The following is a 17,737-nucleotide window of genomic DNA, read 5'->3' as shown; positions in this document are numbered from 1 at the left end:
ACGGAAAACGCCCCGGAAAAATCCGGGGCGTTTTTGTTTTCTGTCAGCTTACTTCGCCAAACATTGTTTCAGATCGGCTTCAGCCGTAGTCGTCGGTGCAATGTTGAATTTTTCAACCAGTACATTCAACACGGCAGGCGTGACGAACGCCGGAAGGCTCGGGCCAAGTTTGATGTTCTTGATGCCGAGGTGCAGCAGTGTCAGCAGAATGCAGACGGCTTTCTGTTCGTACCACGACAGGATCATCGAGAGCGGCAGGTCGTTGACGCCGCAACCGAAGGCTCCGGCAAGCGCGACGGCGATCTGAATCGCCGAGTAGGCGTCGTTGCACTGCCCGATGTCGAGCAGGCGCGGAATGCCGCCGATGTCACCGAACTCCAGTTTGTTGAAGCGGTATTTACCGCAGGCCAGCGTGAGGATCACGCAGTCTTTCGGCACAGCCTCGGCAAACTCGGTGTAATAGTTGCGTCCGCTCTTGGCGCCGTCGCACCCGCCGATCAGGAAGAAGTGCTTGAGCGCACCGCTCTTGACCGCTTCAATGACAGTCGGAGCAACGCTGAGCACCGCATTATGGCCGAAGCCAACCAGAATGGTTTTTTCCGGTTCGGTCGTGGTGAAGCCGGGAGCTTCGAGCGCGGCTTTAATGACCGGCGCGAAGTTGCCGTCGTCGATATGCTCTACGCCGGGCCACTGAACAAGGCCGCAGGTGAAGATGCGCGCTTTGTAGTTTTCCTTCGGCTTCTGGATGCAATTGGTGGTCATCAGGATGGCGCCGGGAAATGCTTCGAATTCTTTCTGCTGATCCTGCCATGCACCGCCGTAATTTCCGACGAGGTGTTTATACTTTTTCAGCTCCGGATAACCGTGGCATGGAAGCATTTCACCATGAGTGTAAATGTTAATGCCTTTGCCTTCGGTCTGCTTGAGAAGCAGGTCGAGGTCTTTCAGGTCGTGACCCGAAACGAGGATCGCTTTGCCTTTGACGGCCTTGATATTCACTGGCGTCGGTACGGGGTGGCCGTAGGTTTCGGTGTTGGCCGCGTCGAGCAGTCCCATGACCGTCAGGTTGACTTCGCCGACTTTGAGAGCCAGCGGCAGAAGCACATCGACGGTCGCCGGGCCGTTTTTGAGAGTTGCCAGCGCTTCGTGGAAGAAGGCGTAAACGGCGGGATCTTCTTTGCCGAGAACATAGGCGTGGTCGGCGTAGGCCGCCGTGCCTTTAAGGCCGAACAACACCAAGTCCAATAAACCGGCGATATCGTCGCCGAACTTTTGCTTGCGACTGACAACGCCTACGGCTTCGCCCTGCTTAATCAGGCCGGCGAGATTGGCGTTGAAATCGATTGTTGATTTTGCGCCGAGACCTTTAAGTACATCCGCGCCACGGCGGATGACACCGGCGATATCTTCGACATCGAAGTTGACGTTGGTGACGGTGGTGAAGAGCCCTTCCATCACGTAGAGGTCGGCGGCACGGTTCTTCTTATCTTTCGCAGCAACGGCAATCTGCTTGCACACTTCGACCAGCAAGTCCTGAAGCGTCGAGGTGTCCGGATCTTTTCCGCATACGCCAAAGGTGGTGCATCCGGTGCATTTGACAGTCTGTTCACACTGATAGCAAAACATGCTCATGAGAGTTCCTTTCGGTTTTGGTTTCCTACATTCAATGCCAGAGATTATGCTCACTTCTGAAAACAGCTCCTTGACCTGCGTCAAGTTGGTAAAAAAAAGGTGTCCTCATGGAAATCGCCGTTAACGTAGTCCTCAAAGCGTGGGATGTCATGGCAATTATGGCGCCGTATCTTCTGCTCGGCTTTTTCGTGGCGGGCGTACTCAGCGCTTTTGTCCCGGTCTCCTTTATCGAAAACCATCTCGGCAAGCGCGGTCTGTGGCAGATCACCAAAGCTTCCCTGTTCGGTGTCCCGATTCCGCTCTGTTCGTGCAGTGTCATTCCGGTTACCGCTTCGCTACGCCGCCACGGCGCAACCAAAGGCGCCGCAATTTCGTTCCTCACCTCCACGCCGCAAACCGGCGTGGACAGCATCGCCGCCACGTGGGGACTGCTCGGTCCGCTCTTTGCCATTTTCCGCATGGCGGTAGCATTCATCACCGGTGTCATTTGCGGCGCGGCGGTCGAAGCCTTAACACCACCGGACGAAGAGTCCGATGACAAATGCGGTGATGACGACTGCCCGACATGCAACCGGAAAACCGGCGCAAGCAAATGGAAACAGGTTTTCACCTACGGCTTCGGGGTTCTGCCGCGCGATATTGGCCGCGCCCTGCTGATCGGCGTTATCATCTCCGGCCTGATCGGAGCACTGGTGCCGGAAGACTTCTTCACCCGCTATTTAAGTTCCGAGTGGCTTTCGATGCTGGCCGTTATGGCACTCGGCATTCCGCTCTACGTCTGCTCCACCGGCTCGATTCCGATCGCGCTCGCTATGATCGGCATGGGACTTTCGCCGGGCGCGGCGCTGGTTTTTATGATCACCGGTCCGGCCACCAACGCCGCAACCATCGCTACGGTTCTGCAAACGATGGGCCGCCGCACCATGATCATCTATCTTGCCACGCTCGCCAGCTGTTCGCTGGCCGCTGGCTGGTTGCTTAACCGGATCCTTACTCCCGGGATCATCAACGAACAGGTTCACCACCATGCCGCTGAGACTGGCCGTCTTGACAAAATTTGCGCCATCCTCCTCGCCGGGCTGCTAATCTCGGCCGTCCTGCCCCGCCGGAAGGAACGCTGCTGCAATCACAATTAACCGTCGGTCCGGCCTGCGTAAAGGCTCCCCTGACAGCAACATCATCAAAACTATATGTAACTAAAATTGACGCAACCCGCTTCATTATGATTAATTGCGCTCCGTTAATCGCTCTATAGATTGATTTCAAATTGCATGAAGGACGAAAAATGAAAAAAATACTGATTTTAATCTCCGCATTGCTTGTTGCCGCCGGAACCCTTCAAGCGGCCACCATTACACAAACAAAGACATTCAGCGGTTCGCCGAATTACTCGTCGATCCTAACATTCAACAAGTTTGACGACGCTGGAGGGACTTATACCCTGAACTCAATTTTTGTTTCCGTTGTTCTCAATACAGCGGCGGGCGCAAGCTTGGGCATTGATAATGACGGGCAAAATCCTGCTTCCGGCACGGCCTCGTTCGGATCGAATGGCGGCATTACCGCTTCGGATGTCACGTTGCTGAAACAAAACTTTTCTACATTCTACGGAACACTGGTCTCTACATCATCGAAACAGATGACACTGGCTGCTGATGATGGCGACAGTACGACCTTCAGCACCAGCGGCACAGACTATGATGCTCTGGTTACAAGCGCCACATCCGTAAGCGACAACGCCTATCTTTCTTCTGCCGTGTTCGACCAGTATAAGGGAAACGGCACCTACACTGTTACTTACGGTGTAAATCAGTATTTAAGCATGGGTGCATTTAGCGGTGCTCAGTTCCAAGGCAATCCGGTTTCTGCAGACGGCTCGATGTCCATTCAATACAATTACACCATTCCCGAACCAGCCTCCGCATCTTTGACGGCGCTGATATTTGTCGCCGGATTCTGGATCCGCCGCCGCTTTCTGGCCTGAGTTGACTCCGAACTCATTGAAAAGGATGCCATCCCGGCATCCTTTTTTTGTGCCAAAATTTATCCATCCATGATTAAACTTCGCCCATGACCGATCCCTACCAGCTCATTCGCGCCGCCAAGTTTTTCAGCGGCCTTTCCGAAACCGCCTGTAAACGGCTGGCAGAACTCAGCCGTCGCCGCGCAGTCGAAAAGCGCGATCTGCTTTTCATGGAAGGATCCGACGGCAAAGCGGTTTACCTGCTCACTTCCGGCAGCATCCAACTGGTCAAAACGAATGCCGACGGGCGCGAAACGGTCATCAAAACCGTCAAAGAAGGTGAGCTGTTCGCCGAAGTGATCCTGTTCGAGAAAAGCAAATATCCCGTCACCGCCGTCGCTTGTACCGAAGCCGAAGTCATCGAACTGCCGCGCGCCGGCTTCCTCAAACTGCTTAACGAAGAAGAATTCCGCAATGATTTCATGGCGATGCTCATGCACAAACAGCGCTACCTCGCCGAGCGCATTCAGCAGCTTACCTCGATGGATGTCGAAGCGCGCTTCGTGGAATTCCTGCGCGACCACTACGGCGAAAAACAGGTGATTACCCCAGACCTTCCAAAAAAAGATATTGCCTCCGCCATCGGTGCTACGCCGGAGACTTTCAGCCGCCTGATCCAGAAACTGGAAAAGCGCGGCGGCTTTGTATGGGAAGGAAAAACCATCCGGCTGTCGCCCGGGTTCTGGGAAAACTTTTAGGTTCATAAACCAAACAGGAAGGAGCGGGTCATGAGCATGATGAAAGAGTTCAAGGCGTTTGCCATGCGCGGCAATGTGATTGATATGGCGGTCGGCATTGTCATTGGCGCGGCATTCGGAAAAATTGTGTCATCCTTCGTGGCGGATGTGATTATGCCGCCGATCGGACTGCTGATGGGCCGCGTCAATTTTTCAGATCTGGCCGTAACACTCCAGAAGGCCAACGGGGCGGTCGCGGCCGTAACGCTGAACTACGGAAAGTTCATCCAAACCCTGCTGGATTTCACCATCGTCGCCTTCGCCATCTTTATGGTGGTCAAGGGCATGAACTCGCTGAAGAAAAAAGAGGATTCCGCGCCGGTTCCGCCGCACGCCCCAACGAAAGAAGAAGTATTGCTGACGGAAATCCGGGACATCCTGAAGCAGAAGTAATCAACCGGTTCCGGCAAAGCACCGCCGCACTTTGTGCCGCGGTGCTTGGTTGCCTTTAACCCTTCTTCCGAGTACATTCCCCGCCATGAAAATATTCGGAATTATTTTAGCTGTGTTGCTGGTGATCCTCGCGTTGCTGGGCGTCGGTCTGCAGATGTTTCTCACCAAAGGGCTCACGACCGCGTTGAATCAGAAGGTTTTCCCGGCTGTCAAAACCATGTACGGCCTCGATATCAGCATCACCAACGCCTCGGTCAACCTGTTCAAAGGCACAGCGGAACTTAATGGATTTGCCGTCCGCAATCTTAAGGGCTATGAAGAACCAACCCTGCTCACCTTCGATAAATGTCTGCTTGAAGTCGAAATGATGTCGCTGCTGAAGCGCAATCCCGTCGTCGTCAAACAACTGACCGCTCAGGGCGCGATGCTGGTTATCGAACGGAATAAGGAAGAGCGGTTCAACGTCAAAGAACTGGCCGATGCTCTGAACCCGATTAAAAGCACGAAGGCTCAGGCCCCCGCACCGCAGCAGACAGCACCCGCCATGGAACCTGCGAAGGCAAAATCAATACCGGTGCATATCCGCCGCCTCGCCGTGGACACGGTGGTTAAGTACGTCGATTCCAAACAGAACAAAACGAATGATCTGAATCTCCGGCTGACTGGCAGCGATCTCTTCACCATCCCCGCCGCAGGCCAGCCGAACAGCCTGTTGGTTCTGCGCGGATCAATGGATCACGGCAAAGACAATTTTGTGACCGACCTGAATGCCATTTTAGAACCGCTGACTGATCCGGCCAATCCGAGTTTTAACGCAACCGGCAGTATTCTGGATATCGACACCGGACTTCTGGGCAGCTTGTTGAAGAAAAATAATCTGGAAAGCAGCGCATTCTCCATCAAACCATCCATTACCTGCGCCAAAGGTCGGCTCGATGGATCGCGCATTGATCTGGTGCTGAAGTCTCTCAAAATTTATGGCACGGACATCGGCGATACCACGCTCAAACTGCCGCTCAACGGCACACTCCAACGTCCAATGCTCGATATCACCGGCGCCATCCAGTCGCTCTTTTCAGAACAAGGACTGAAAATCGGAAAAACTCTCGGACTGCGCGAACTCAAAAAACAGCTGGGTGCTGATGCCGATGCCGCGCCGCGCGAAGCGCTACTTGGAGCTCTCACCAACAACGTAAAAGAGATCTCCGACAGCCCCGCCCTGCAGCAACTGATTGAGCAGGTCGCGCCCGGAACCAATAACGCGGCAGCGACCACCCAGACACTCGGCGAAGCCGTCGGAAACGCACTCTCTGAGCAACTCGACAAAAACGTCAAAGGGTTTGAAAATAATCAGGCCGTCAAAGATTCACTCAAGAGCCTCGGCAATTCACTTTTCGGAAAATAACCATGACGATCTTTAATGCCATACTTCTCACCGCACTCGCCTACCTGCTCGGTTCGGTTCCGTTCGGACTGCTGATTTCAAAAGCCAAGGGTGTGGATATCCGTAAACAAGGCAGCGGAAATATCGGCGCGACCAACGTACTGCGCTGCCTCGGCAAGCCGCTCGGCATCACCTGCTTTGTGCTCGACGCGCTGAAGGGTTATCTTCCGGCGGCGCTTTTCCCTGTCATCGGAAAAGTTGACCCGACGTTCGGGATTCTCTTCGGCACGGCGGCGATTCTCGGACACAACTTTCCGGTGTTCCTGAATTTCAAAGGCGGAAAAGGCGTAGCGACCAGCGCTGGCGTATTGCTCGGCGTCGCGCCGCTGGCCGTCGCCATCGGTGTCCTGACCTGGGTTATTGTCTTTAAAATCTCCGGCTATGTCTCACTCGGCTCCATCATCGCCGCGCTGGTCGTCGTCATCACTGGCTGGGTTCGCGCCGGAAAAGATGGGAAAACCGTTGCCGTTGCACTCACGCTACTCGGCGCGCTGACCATTTGGCGTCATCGCGACAACATCAAGCGACTGACTGCCGGAACGGAAAACAAGTTCCGTCGAAAGTCGAAAGGTTAAATAATGTAGGACAGGCATCCTGCCTGTCCCGACAGGCTGGAAGCCTGTCCTACGTTGAAAAAGGAATTTTTATGAACTGCTTCGTTATAGGAAATGGCGGATGGGGAACCGCGCTGGGAATGGTGCTGGCCGGCAACGGCAATCAGGTGACCATCTGGGGTCCGTTCGAAGAGGAAATCAAAGCCATTCGCGCCGCAGGTGAAAACACGGTTTACCTGCCGGGCGTAAAAATTCCGTCAGCCATCAGCTGGACTTCTAATCCCGCCGACGCCAAAGATGCCGATTTGATCGTCCTCGTCGTTCCGTCGCGCTTCATGCGCACGACACTTGAAACTTTTAAGCCATACCTCGCCGCTAACGCGCTGATCGTCAGCGCCACCAAAGGGCTCGACGAAAAAACTCATCACCGCATGAGCGCCACCGCTTTCGATGTGCTGGGCCGCGACATCGCCGCCCTCTCCGGCCCGAGTCATGCCGAAGAAGTGGCACGCGGCGTTCCGACCGCCGTCACGGTGGCCGGAAAAAATGCCGCCGCGATTCAGAAAGCGTTCATCGGAAAAACATTCCGCGTTTACACATCGAACGACGTCATCGGCGTCGAACTGGGCGGCGCGCTCAAAAACATTATCGCGGTCGCCGCCGGCATTCTCGACGGCATCGGACTGGGCGACAACTCGAAGGCCGCATTGATGACGCGCGGCCTCGCCGAAATTACACGGCTCGGCACCGCACTCGGCGCGAAGCCGGAAACTTTTTCCGGACTGAGCGGCGTCGGTGATTTGATTGTTACCTGCGGAAGCCGCCACAGCCGCAACCGCTCTGTCGGCGAGCGGCTCGGCAAAGGCGAAAAACTCAGCGACATCATGGGCGGCATGAAACAGGTCGCCGAAGGTATCTGGAACGCCAAAGCCGCCCGCGACCTCGCCCATGAACACGGCGTCTCCATGCCGATCACCGAAGAGGTCTGCCAGATTGTCGAAAACGGCAAAGATCCTCGCCAGGCGCTCAAAGACCTGATGAGCCGCGATCCGAAAGCAGAATGACGCGCATTAAATGTTTGTAGGATAAAATAATGACGAAACAACCTAAACAAAGCATGCAGGCGCTAAAGTACTTCTCCGTTGCTCTAATGTTTTCAGGTGGCATCTTGTGTTTAATACCACTCCTATTGAAATCACATAACACGGATCAATTCCCTGTAGCTATGGTACTTATTGGAACTCTAGGGTTAAATATACATCAAATACTGAAATCCATATTTCGTCGGATTGACGCATTGGAGCAGAAATAGGGTTATAAAGTTAAAAAATACGAACCATCGCATAAGCCCTACTCGGCACAACGCCCGGCAAGTCAGGCCAGCTTTAATCCCCGAGTCGGGTCATGCTTAACGTTATTTCCCAGCCGACATAATCTTTCCGCTTCGCTTCAATCGGTCAGCTTCGTACACTGCCCGTCATGCCATCCTCTCTCCACAAAGCGCCCGCTGAGGGCAGCGGGCCTACAAACTCTGTAGGCCGGGTGCCCCCACCCGGCGAAAGTTCAGCATCAGGATTCTGTGCCGCCTGCGGAATGGTTCACTCGCTGCCCGTCGGCAACAGCCGTAAGTATGCGCTGGAGCTGATGGCTCAGCTTGAAGAACACAAGCGGATCGATATCTGGAGGGGCAGCGGCCTCGCTGCCCAGGTCGCGGCTCGACTGAGCTCGCCGAAGTCCGAGGCCGGCGACCCTCCACAGAACCCATTTTCTACCGATTATTTATGGGGAAACGCGCGCGGACAAATGTTCGGCGTTCTCGAATGTGCAGATGCTGCCGGAAATATCGTCGTGCTAAAGGCCTTTTCCTGCCAGTACGACGGCGAGTGGCTGGTCGACGGCTGGGTTCCGCCGGTCATCGATCCGAAACAGTTTTACGACCTGATCGCTGAGCCGGATCGGCAAATCAACATCCGCACCCGCGCGCTCAAGGCGATGAAAAAATCCGATCCGGAATACAAAAACCTTTCCGACGAGCGCAAAGCGCTTTCTCAGCAGCTGATGAAAGAGATTCATGCGCTCTATCACCTGACCAATTTTCGCGGTGAAACCCGTCCGCTGACGAAGATCATCCCCGGCAATATTCCCATGGGTGTCGGCGAATGCTGCGCCCCGAAACTGCTGAACTATTCCGCGCTCAACGGGCTCAAGCCGCTCGGCCTGAGCGAGTTTTACTGGGGCAAAGAGAACAAATCCGGAACCCGTAAGCATGGCGCGTTTTATCCGGCCTGCGCCGAAAAATGTCAGCCGATCCTCGGCTTCATGCTTTGCGGTTTAAATATGGAGTGCGCAGGCTTGCCTGCGCTTTCTACTCCGAAGCTTGCTTCGGAAAATAGCGTAGCAAGCTCCGCCGAAACAAAGCGGCAGCAAGCTGCCGCACTCCAAATTGTTTTCCACGCCGATAACGACATTGTCGTTATAATAAAGCCGTCCGGACTGCTGGCGGTTCCGGGTAAGGGCAAAGAAAACCAGGACTGCGTGGTCGCGCGGATCAAAGCGCTTTATCCAAACTGCATCGAGCAGCCTGCCGTCCACCGGCTCGATATGGATACCTCCGGATTGATGGTGCTCGCGCTGACCGCTGACGCGCATCGTGAGCTGTCACGACAGTTCGAACATCGCGAAACAGAAAAACGCTACATCGCGCTGCTCGACGGCGAACTCGCCGAAGAGTCCGGAACCATCAAACTGCCCTTCCGCCTCGACGTCAATAATCGGCCGCATCAGATTTATGATCCGGTGAACGGAAAGACCGGAATCACGCACTGGAAGACGCTAGGCGTCGAAAATGGAAAAACAAGAGTGGAGTTTATTCCTGTTACCGGACGAACCCACCAGCTCCGCGTGCACGCCGCGTCGGAACACGGACTCGGTATTCCAATTTCCGGAGACCGCCTTTACGGTTCCGGCACCGCGCCGGGTCAACTTAAACTCCACGCCAGTTTCCTCAGCTTCACCCATCCGCATACCGGAGAACGGCTGGAGTTCCGTTCCCGACCATCGTTTTGAAACTCTCTCGCCAAGCCGCAAAGTCGCTGAGTTGTCCAGTCATTGGAACCGTTTTGCGCCTCCGCGCCTTTAGCTTCTGTGTTTCTCTGTGCATTCTGCGGGCTGAACCTGCCGATTTTTAAAATCCGGTTTTCCTGTTTCATTTCCACGGGCTGGTTCTGTACACTGCGCCGCATTATGAAAATTAATCCCTTCAAAGCATGGCGGCCCGCCGAAAGTCTGGCGGAACAAATCGCGACTCTTCCTTACGATGTGATGGACCGGAAACAGGCCGCCGAAATGGCCGCCGGCAATCCGCTCTCGTTCCTGCGCGTGACCCGCTCGGAAATTGATCTGCCGGAAAGCACCGATCCCTACTCCGACGCCGTGTACGCCAAGGCAGTCGAAAATTTTGCCAAACTGAAAACCGGTGGCTCGCTGATTCGTGAAGATAAGCCGACGCTCTATCTCTACAGCCAGGAAATGGACGGGCGCATCCAGTACGGCGTCGTCGCACTCTGTAACGTGGCTGACTACGAATCCGGCAAAATCAAGATTCACGAAAAAACCCGCCGCGCAAAAGAAGACGACCGCACCAAACACGTCGACCGCACCAACGCCCACACCGGCCCGATCTTTCTGACCTACCGCGACAATGCGGCGATCACCGGCCTGATGCAAAAAACCGCGCAGGAAAAACCGCTTTATTGCGTCACCGCCGCCGGAGGTATCATCCACACCGTCTGGAAAATCGCCGACTCCGCCGCCGTGCAATCGGCTTTCGGCGTGGTTCCGGCGTTTTATGTAGCCGACGGCCACCACCGCGCGGCCAGCGCCGTGCGTGTCGCGCAGATGCGGCGCAAAGACAACCCGAAGCACACCGGCGACGAGCCGTACAACTGGTTCCTCACCGTGCTCTTCCCCGCTGGTCAGCTCAAAATCCTGCCTTACAACCGCGTCGTCTTCGACCTGAACGGCCAGTCGCAGGAAGAGTTTTTCCTGGGATTGGAAAAAGCGTTCACCGTCACCGCGACCGACCGGAAAATGCCCGCCGCGCCCGGCGCGGTCTGCATGTACATCGACCGCAAATGGTTTCTGCTGACGCCGAAAGCCGCGCTGTCCAAAGATCCGGTCGCTTCGCTCGACGTGAGCGTACTGCAGGATCGCGTGCTGGCCCCGCTGCTCGGCATCGCCGATCCGCGCGAGAGCAACCGGATCGACTTCGTCGGCGGCATCCACGGAACACCGGAACTCGAACGCCGCGTCGATGCCGGCGAAGCCGTCGTCGCCTTCTCGCTCTACCCGACCACGCTTGACCAGCTCATGGCCGTCGCCGACGCCAATCTGCTCATGCCGCCCAAGAGCACCTGGTTCGAACCAAAACTCCGCGACGGACTGCTGGTCAACACAATCGACTGATAAGACTGGAATGATGGAATACTGGATTGGCGGAAGGATGGAGGAATCCATATTCAAACGTAGACGCGACGCCCTCGTCGCGTTTTTTGTTTTCTGGTAACGCGACGAGGGCGTCGCGTCTACGAGATCACAAATCTCTAAATGCCCGTTGATTCGGCATCCGACGAAAGGCATATTGCGCTTCAGTAACCTTGCGTTGCTATACACCACTCAAAACCGGTACGCGAAAGCCGAGCCGCTCTACAGACGCTCGCTGGCAATCAGAGAGAAAGCTTTCGGACTAAATCATCCCAATGTCGCCCAGACCCTTGAGAACATGGCGGTTCTCTATCGAAAAACGGGGCGGGAAAAGGAAGCCGAGCCGATGGAACAGCGTGCCGCCGCCATTCGGGCTATGAAGCGGTGAGTTCCGAACTTTGTAAAAAAGTTTGACTGGGTATAACCGCGGTTATACCCTTCGGGCATGAAAACCGCGATATCCATTCCGGATGATATTTTCACTTTGGCCGAGCAGTTTGCAAAGCGGCAGCATCTTTCCCGTAGCGAACTCTATACGCAGGCCGTGAGCGAATATGTAGAAGAGCACGAAGCCCTTCTGGTCAGAGAAAAGCTGGACGCCGTTTATTCCACCGAGCCGTCTAAACCCGATCCCGTGCTTACCCGCCTGCAAACTCAGGCCATCGGCAAGGAGGATTGGTAAATGCGGCGCGGCGAAATCTGGTGGGCGGATTTGCCCTCGCCTGATGGTTCCGAGCCGGGATATCGCAGGCCTGTTCTCATCGTGCAACAGGACGATTTCAATCAAAGCCGCATTTCCACCGTTATTGCCGTCGCACTGACCTCCAATCTGCGGCTGTCCGAAGCCCCCGGAAATGTCCTGCTGAAAAACCGCTGGACAGGACTTCCAAAAGATTCCGTAGCGAATATTTCCCAAATTATTACGCTGGATAAGGCCTGTCTAACCGAAAAAGTTTCCATGCTGCCGGCGTCAAAAACGACTGAAGTGGATGCCGGACTGAGACTGGTGTTAAATATTTAACACCGCGGAAAATCAAGGTGTTCTTATGAAAAGAAAAAGCCATCTGCTGAGACCGAAGCGTACGCCGGGCCTGACGCCGGGCACACTGGTAATTGATCCGTCGTGGCCGAAGCCGGTGATTCAGGTGATCGCCTACAGCCCGGATCAGTATCTGGAAAAGCGCATCAATGACGTCAGCGAACTGGACGGTCTGATCGGAAAATATCAGGTGCTTTGGGTCAATGTGGACGGACTGGGCGACGAAACCGTACTCCGTTATCTCGGCCAGCTTTTCAAACTCCATCCGCTGGCGCTCGAAGACGTGGTGAGTCTGCGGCAACGCTCCAAGGTGGATGATTACGAAAACAATCTCTACACCGCCATGCGGATGCTTTACCTGCAGGATGGCAAACTTTTCTCGGAGCAGATCAGTTTTTTTCTCGGCTCCAATTTCGTGCTGACGTTTCAGGAGAACGAAGGCGACTGTCTTGATGCGGTGCGCGAGCGCATCCGCAAGAAAGGCGGAATGGTCTGCAACATGAACGCCGACTATCTGCTCTACTCGCTGATTGACGCCATCGTGGACGCCTATTTTCCGCTGCTGGAATCCTACGACTCGCGGCTCGACGACATGGAAGAGGTCATTCTGAAACACCCGGACTCTTCGTCCGTCGCCCTGCTGTTTGAGGTTAAGCGCGACCTGATGACGCTGCGCCGCACACTCTGGCCGGTGCGCGAAATGGCCAGTGCCTTGGTAAACTCAGCTTCTCCGCTAATCACCCAGCCGACACGGGTTTATCTGCGCGACTGTCAGGACCACGCCGTACGTCTGCTTGATCTGGCCGAGACCTGCCGGGAGCTGGATTCCAGCCTGATGGACTTTTATCTCTCTACCATCAGCAACCGGATGAATGAGATCATGAAGGTGCTGACGATTATCTCCACCATCTTCATCCCGCTGACGTTTATCGCCGGCGTGTACGGCATGAACTTTAAACACATGCCCGAACTGGAAACCCGCGCCGGCTATTTCATCGTTCTGGGTCTGATGGCGTTTCTCGGAATCGGAATGTTCGGACTGTTTATCAAAAAAGGCTGGCTCAACCGGAGCCACAGCCGCCGAATGCGATAAAAAAAGGCCGCCCGGTCAGGGCGGCCTTTGCGTTTCCGGAATTAAGAAACCTTATGCCTTTTTGAAGCACAGCGTGGCGTTGTGTCCGCCGAAGCCGAGCGAGTTGCTCAATGCGGCGCGCACTTCCATCTTGCGGGCGACGTTCGGAACGTAGTCGAGGTCGCAGTCCGGGTCGGGCGTTTCATAGTTGATAGTCGGCGGAACGATACCTTCCTTGATCGCCAAAGCACAGATAATGGCTTCGACGCCGCCAGCCGCTCCGAGCAGATGCCCGGTCATCGACTTGGTGGAGCTGACCGCCACTTTATAGGCATGGTCGCCGAGCGCTTTTTTGATCGCCAGCGTTTCGCCCTTATCGTTGAGCGAGGTGCTGGTTCCGTGGGCGTTAACATAGTCGATGTCTTCGGCTTTCAGGCCGGCATCTTCAAAGGCAAGGCGCATGCCGCGGGCAGCCTGTGTGGCATCCGGATCCGGCGCGGTGATGTGGTGCCCGTCGCAGGTGCGGCCGTAACCGGCGAGTTCACAGTAAATTCTGGCGCCGCGTGCTTTGGCATGCTCTTCGCTTTCGATGACGATCACACCGGCGCCTTCGCCAATCAGGAAGCCGTCGCGGTTCAGATCGAACGGACGCGAGGCACGGGCCGGATCGTCGTTACGGGTGGTCAGCGCGCGCAGGGCGCAGAATCCGCCGACGCCAAGCGGAGTGATTGCACCTTCGGTTCCGCCCGCCAGCATGACATCCGCTTCGCCGTGCTGAATGATGCGCAGAGCTTCGCCGATCGAGTGCGTCGCTGAAGCACAGGCGCTGGTGACGCAGAAATTAGGGCCTTTGAGTCCGTACTGGATCGCGACATGACCGGCGACGATGTTGGTGATCATGACGGGAATAATGAAAGGGGACAGGCGGGAGGCTCCGCGCTCGCGGTAAGTGTCCTGCGAGGCTTCCATGATCTGCAGTCCGCCGATACCGGTGCTAACGATGACGCCGATCCGCTCCAGATCTTCTTTGGCGAGATCGAGGCCGGAGTCCTGCATGGCCATGATGGAGGCGATCAGCCCGTACTGGGTGAAGGGATCCATTTTGCGGACTTCTTTTTTCGAAATGTACTGTTCGGGATCGAAGTTTTTGATTTCGGCGGCAATCGTCGAGGTGAAGCCGTCCAGATTCGCGATCTTGGTAATGGTTGCGCCGCCGGAGCGACCCGCCTGAAGACCTTCCCAAAATTCGGCGAGATTGTTGCCGATCGGGGTGATCGCGCCCATGCCAGTAATAACCACTTTACGACGACTCATAATACTCCTCCGAAAATTAAACAAAAAAGCCGGGAACCCGCTTAAAGGTTCCCGGTTTTTTTATCACAAGCGGTCTTTATTCTCCAAGACCTTTTGACTTGAGATAGTCGATGACGGCGCCGACGGAGGTGAGCTTTTCAGCATCTTCATCCGGAATTTCCGCACCGAATTCTTCTTCGAAAGCCATCACGAGTTCGACGGTGTCGAGCGAGTCGGCGCCGAGGTCTTCGATGAATGATGCTGCCGGGGTAACCTGATCTGCATTTACGCCAAGCTGTTCAACGATGATATCTTTTACTTTGTCTGCAAGTGCCATAGTATTTCTCCTTAGTTTCGGCTCCTGAATGAACGTCTCTTTAACCTACATAACCATGCCGCCGCAAGTCGAAATCACCTGTCCGGTGACATAACCTGAGGCGTCCCCCGCCAGGAAAGCGACCACATTGGCCACGTCTTCAGGGTCGCCGAAGCGGCCCAGCGGGATATTGGCGAGCATTTTTTGCTGCACCTCTTCTGAAAGCGCGTCCGTCATTTTCGTACGGATAAAGCCGGGGGCAACCGCGTTACAGCGGACGTTACGGCTGGAAAGTTCTTTGGCCACGGTCTTGGTGAACGAGATCACCGCGCCCTTGGAGGCCGCATAATTGGCCTGGCCGGGGTTGCCGATGAGGCCGATGATCGAGGCGATGTTGACGATACTGCCGGAACGCTGCTTCATCATGCCGCGCATTGCGGCTTTGGTGAAGAGGAACACGCCTTTAAGATTCACGTTCATCACGGCATCCCAGTCGGCTTCGCTCATACGCATGATCAGACCATCTTTGGTAATCCCCGCATTGTTTACCAGAACATCTACCGCTTTGCCGAAGTCGGCTTCGATTTTTTTGACTGTGGCGTCCACGCCGTCGGCACTGCTGACGTCCACGCTGTAGCACTCCGCACGGCGACCAAGCGCTTTGACTTTTCCGGCGGTTTCTTCGAGCCACTCGGCTTTGAGATCGCAAAGCGCGAGATCGGCGCCATCGGCGGCAAGCTTCAACGCAATCGCCTGACCGATACCGCGGGCGGCTCCGGTTACCAATGCAACTTTTCCATCAAACTGTCCCATGAAAAATCCCCTTATTCTCTGTTTTCGTTTCTCTTGCGGTTCAGGCTTCCAGATCGGAAATGGCGCCTATGTTAGAGACGGCGACGTTCTTGTCAATCCGCTTCATCAGACCGGCCAGAACTTTACCCGGACCGCATTCCAGCACTTCAGTAACGCCTTGTGCGGCAAGCCACTGCATCGACTCAACCCAGCGCACCGAACCGGTAATTTGAGCAATCATATTGGCGCGAATCGCCTCAACACCTTCATGCGGCTTACCAGTGACATTCGAAAGAACCGGAATGGACGGTTCATTCAGCGTAATGGTTTTCAGGAATCCGGCGAGCTGGTCAGCAGCGGGTTTCATCAGTGGAGAATGGAACGCCCCAGCAACCGGAAGCGGCAAAGCGCGTTTGGCCCCGGCGGCTTTGCAAAGCGCTTCGGCTTTGGCGATGCCTTCCGCCGTTCCGGAAAGCACAATCTGGTCGGGCGAATTAATGTTTGCCAGCGTAACGCCGGTTTCGGCGGCGATCGTTTCGAGCACAGCGCGGTCGAGATTGATAACGGCCAGCATGGCACCGGGATTGGCGATGCAGGCGGCCTGAATAAATTCTCCGCGCGCTTTGAGAACGCGCAGTGTGTCTTCAAAGGAAATTACACCGGCGGCGTAAAGCGCGCCCCACTCGCCAAGGCTGTGTCCGGCGGCATAATCAAATTTAAGTTCCGGCTTTTTGAGCTGCATCGCTTTGAAGGCGGCGGCGCTAACGGTAAAAATCGCTGGCTGAGTATTGTGCGATTTTTTCAGCTCTTCTTCCGGTCCGTCGAAGCAGATCGCGGCAATGTCGTAGCCGAGGACTTCGTTGGCTTTTTCGAAAAGCGCTTTGCACTCCGGAATCGTGTCGTAGAAATCACGGCCCATGCCGACCGACTGCGAGCCCTGTCCGGGAAAAAGGATGGCTTTCTTCATTTTGTCCACTCCACAATATTAGCGCCCCAGGTGAAGCCGCCGCCGAACGCGACCAGTAGCATCAGATCGCCTTTGGCGACCTGCCCGGATTTGACTGCTTCATCAATGGCGATCGGCAGAGCGGCCGCCGAGGTGTTGGCGTATTTTTCCACATTCAGGAACATCCGGTCTTCTACGCCGAGACGCGAGCCGATGGCGTTGATGATGCGGGCGTTGGCCTGATGCGGAATAAAACATTTGATGTCGTCGGAGGTGACACCGTTCTTTTCGAGCGCGTCGAGCGAGGATTTTGTCATCTGGGTCACGGCGTGTTTATAAACTTCGCGCCCTTCCATCTTCAAATACTGCTCATTCCGGTCGAGCATTTCGTGCGTCATCGGATTGCGCGATCCGCCGCCGGGAGTCCAGAGCTGGTGCGCCAGCGAACCGTCGGAACCGAACACGCCTTTCATGATGCCGCGCTTTGCGCCGGTGGCGCGAAGAACTAACGCGCCGGCCCCGTCGCCGAAAAGTACGCAGGTGTTGCGGTCTTTCCAGTCAACAAACGTGCTCATTTTTTCTGCGCCGATAATCAGCGCTGTTTCAATCGCGCCGCAGGCGATCTGGTTTTTGGCGGTTTCGAGAGCATAGAGTGAACCGGAGCAGGCCGCTCCAAGGTCGTAGCAATAGGCGTTCTTTGCACCGATTTTATCCTGCACGAAGCAGGCGGTGCTCGGGAAAAACATATCAGGAGAAAGCGTGGCGACGATCAGCAGATCCACTTCGTCGGCGCCGATACCGGCATCGGCCAGCGCCGCTTTCGCGGCTTCGGTTGCCAGATCGGACGTCGCCTGATCGGCCCGGGCAATCCGGCGTTCGCGCATACCGGTTCGCGAATAAATCCATTCATCGTTGGTATCGACGATTTTTTCCAGATCACGGTTCGTCACCGTTTTTTCCGGAAGATAGGTGCCGGTTCCAATAATCGAAACCGTACGCAAACTGTTGGCTGTT

At 55.4% G+C, this 17,737-nt stretch carries 18 protein-coding genes and 1 pseudogene; 13 read left to right on the top strand and 6 right to left on the bottom strand.

Features of this window, described 5'->3' with window-relative positions; genetic code table 11:
* Nucleotides 1–48: 48 nt before the first annotated feature.
* Nucleotides 49–1,626 carry a hydroxylamine reductase gene (gene hcp, locus HOO88_00965; protein NOU35338.1) on the bottom strand — a complete coding sequence of 526 codons (1,578 nt, stop codon included), beginning with the start codon at nt 1,624–1,626 and terminating at the stop codon, nt 49–51.
* A 113-nt stretch (nt 1,627–1,739) separates the two neighbouring features.
* Here hcp and HOO88_00960 point away from each other — a divergent pair, with 113 nt between their 5' ends.
* The 13 genes and pseudogenes from HOO88_00960 (at nt 1,740) to corA (ending at nt 13,397) form a co-directional block, all read left to right on the top strand.
* Complete coding sequence (locus tag HOO88_00960) at nt 1,740–2,768, top strand: permease (protein NOU35337.1); 1,029 nt, start codon at nt 1,740–1,742, stop codon at nt 2,766–2,768.
* A gap of 149 nt (nt 2,769–2,917) precedes the next feature.
* A complete protein-coding gene (locus HOO88_00955) occupies nt 2,918–3,616 on the top strand; it encodes a choice-of-anchor E domain-containing protein (GenBank protein ID NOU35336.1) in 699 nt (232 codons plus the stop codon).
* A gap of 86 nt (nt 3,617–3,702) precedes the next feature.
* Entirely contained in the window at nt 3,703–4,353 is a 651-nt protein-coding gene (locus HOO88_00950) for a Crp/Fnr family transcriptional regulator (protein NOU35335.1), read from the top strand.
* Between the two features lie 30 nt (nt 4,354–4,383).
* Nucleotides 4,384–4,785, top strand: coding sequence for a large-conductance mechanosensitive channel protein MscL (gene mscL, locus HOO88_00945; protein ID NOU35334.1), 402 nt, complete (start codon nt 4,384–4,386; stop codon nt 4,783–4,785).
* 85 nt (nt 4,786–4,870) lie between these two features.
* Nucleotides 4,871–6,190, top strand: coding sequence for a hypothetical protein (locus HOO88_00940; GenBank protein NOU35333.1), 1,320 nt, complete (start codon nt 4,871–4,873; stop codon nt 6,188–6,190).
* Nucleotides 6,191–6,198: 8 nt separating this feature from the next.
* A complete protein-coding gene (gene plsY, locus HOO88_00935) occupies nt 6,199–6,804 on the top strand; it encodes a glycerol-3-phosphate 1-O-acyltransferase PlsY (protein ID NOU35332.1) in 606 nt (201 codons plus the stop codon).
* 71 nt (nt 6,805–6,875) lie between these two features.
* Nucleotides 6,876–7,847 (top strand): NAD(P)-dependent glycerol-3-phosphate dehydrogenase, encoded by a 972-nt coding sequence (locus tag HOO88_00930; protein NOU35331.1) that lies wholly within the window; start codon nt 6,876–6,878, stop codon nt 7,845–7,847.
* A gap of 478 nt (nt 7,848–8,325) precedes the next feature.
* Nucleotides 8,326–9,117, top strand: a pseudogene (locus HOO88_00925) (hypothetical protein).
* Nucleotides 9,118–10,026: 909 nt separating this feature from the next.
* Entirely contained in the window at nt 10,027–11,247 is a 1,221-nt protein-coding gene (locus HOO88_00920; GenBank protein ID NOU35330.1) for a DUF1015 domain-containing protein, read from the top strand.
* A gap of 133 nt (nt 11,248–11,380) precedes the next feature.
* Complete coding sequence (locus HOO88_00915) at nt 11,381–11,653, top strand: tetratricopeptide repeat protein (GenBank protein ID NOU35329.1); 273 nt, start codon at nt 11,381–11,383, stop codon at nt 11,651–11,653.
* 57 nt (nt 11,654–11,710) lie between these two features.
* A complete protein-coding gene (locus HOO88_00910) occupies nt 11,711–11,947 on the top strand; it encodes a ChpI protein (GenBank protein NOU35328.1) in 237 nt (78 codons plus the stop codon).
* Entirely contained in the window at nt 11,948–12,286 is a 339-nt protein-coding gene (locus HOO88_00905; protein ID NOU35327.1) for a type II toxin-antitoxin system PemK/MazF family toxin, read from the top strand.
* Nucleotides 12,287–12,311: 25 nt separating this feature from the next.
* Complete coding sequence (gene corA, locus HOO88_00900) at nt 12,312–13,397, top strand: magnesium/cobalt transporter CorA (protein NOU35326.1); 1,086 nt, start codon at nt 12,312–12,314, stop codon at nt 13,395–13,397.
* A gap of 51 nt (nt 13,398–13,448) precedes the next feature.
* Here the strand turns inward: corA and fabF are convergent, their stop codons facing one another.
* From fabF to HOO88_00875, 5 genes are all read right to left on the bottom strand, one after another.
* Entirely contained in the window at nt 13,449–14,690 is a 1,242-nt protein-coding gene (gene fabF / locus HOO88_00895; GenBank protein ID NOU35325.1) for a beta-ketoacyl-ACP synthase II, read from the bottom strand.
* A 76-nt stretch (nt 14,691–14,766) separates the two neighbouring features.
* The gene (acpP, locus tag HOO88_00890) at nt 14,767–15,006 is read right to left on the bottom strand and encodes an acyl carrier protein (protein ID NOU35324.1); all 240 of its coding nucleotides are present in this window, start codon (nt 15,004–15,006) and stop codon (nt 14,767–14,769) included.
* A gap of 45 nt (nt 15,007–15,051) precedes the next feature.
* Nucleotides 15,052–15,798 (bottom strand): 3-oxoacyl-[acyl-carrier-protein] reductase, encoded by a 747-nt coding sequence (fabG, locus tag HOO88_00885; protein NOU35323.1) that lies wholly within the window; start codon nt 15,796–15,798, stop codon nt 15,052–15,054.
* Nucleotides 15,799–15,838: 40 nt separating this feature from the next.
* Nucleotides 15,839–16,744, bottom strand: coding sequence for an ACP S-malonyltransferase (gene fabD, locus HOO88_00880; GenBank protein NOU35322.1), 906 nt, complete (start codon nt 16,742–16,744; stop codon nt 15,839–15,841).
* Nucleotides 16,741–17,724 carry a ketoacyl-ACP synthase III gene (locus HOO88_00875; protein NOU35321.1) on the bottom strand — a complete coding sequence of 328 codons (984 nt, stop codon included), beginning with the start codon at nt 17,722–17,724 and terminating at the stop codon, nt 16,741–16,743. The genes fabD and HOO88_00875 overlap by 4 nt, the downstream gene beginning before the upstream one ends.
* Nucleotides 17,725–17,737: the final 13 nt, after the last annotated feature.

This window comes from Kiritimatiellaceae bacterium, from assembly GCA_013141415.1.
GTDB lineage: Bacteria > Verrucomicrobiota > Kiritimatiellia > Kiritimatiellales > Tichowtungiaceae > Tichowtungia.
The sequence above is the reverse complement of the archived record's forward strand: the minus strand, read 5'-3'. Positions and strand labels throughout refer to the sequence as shown.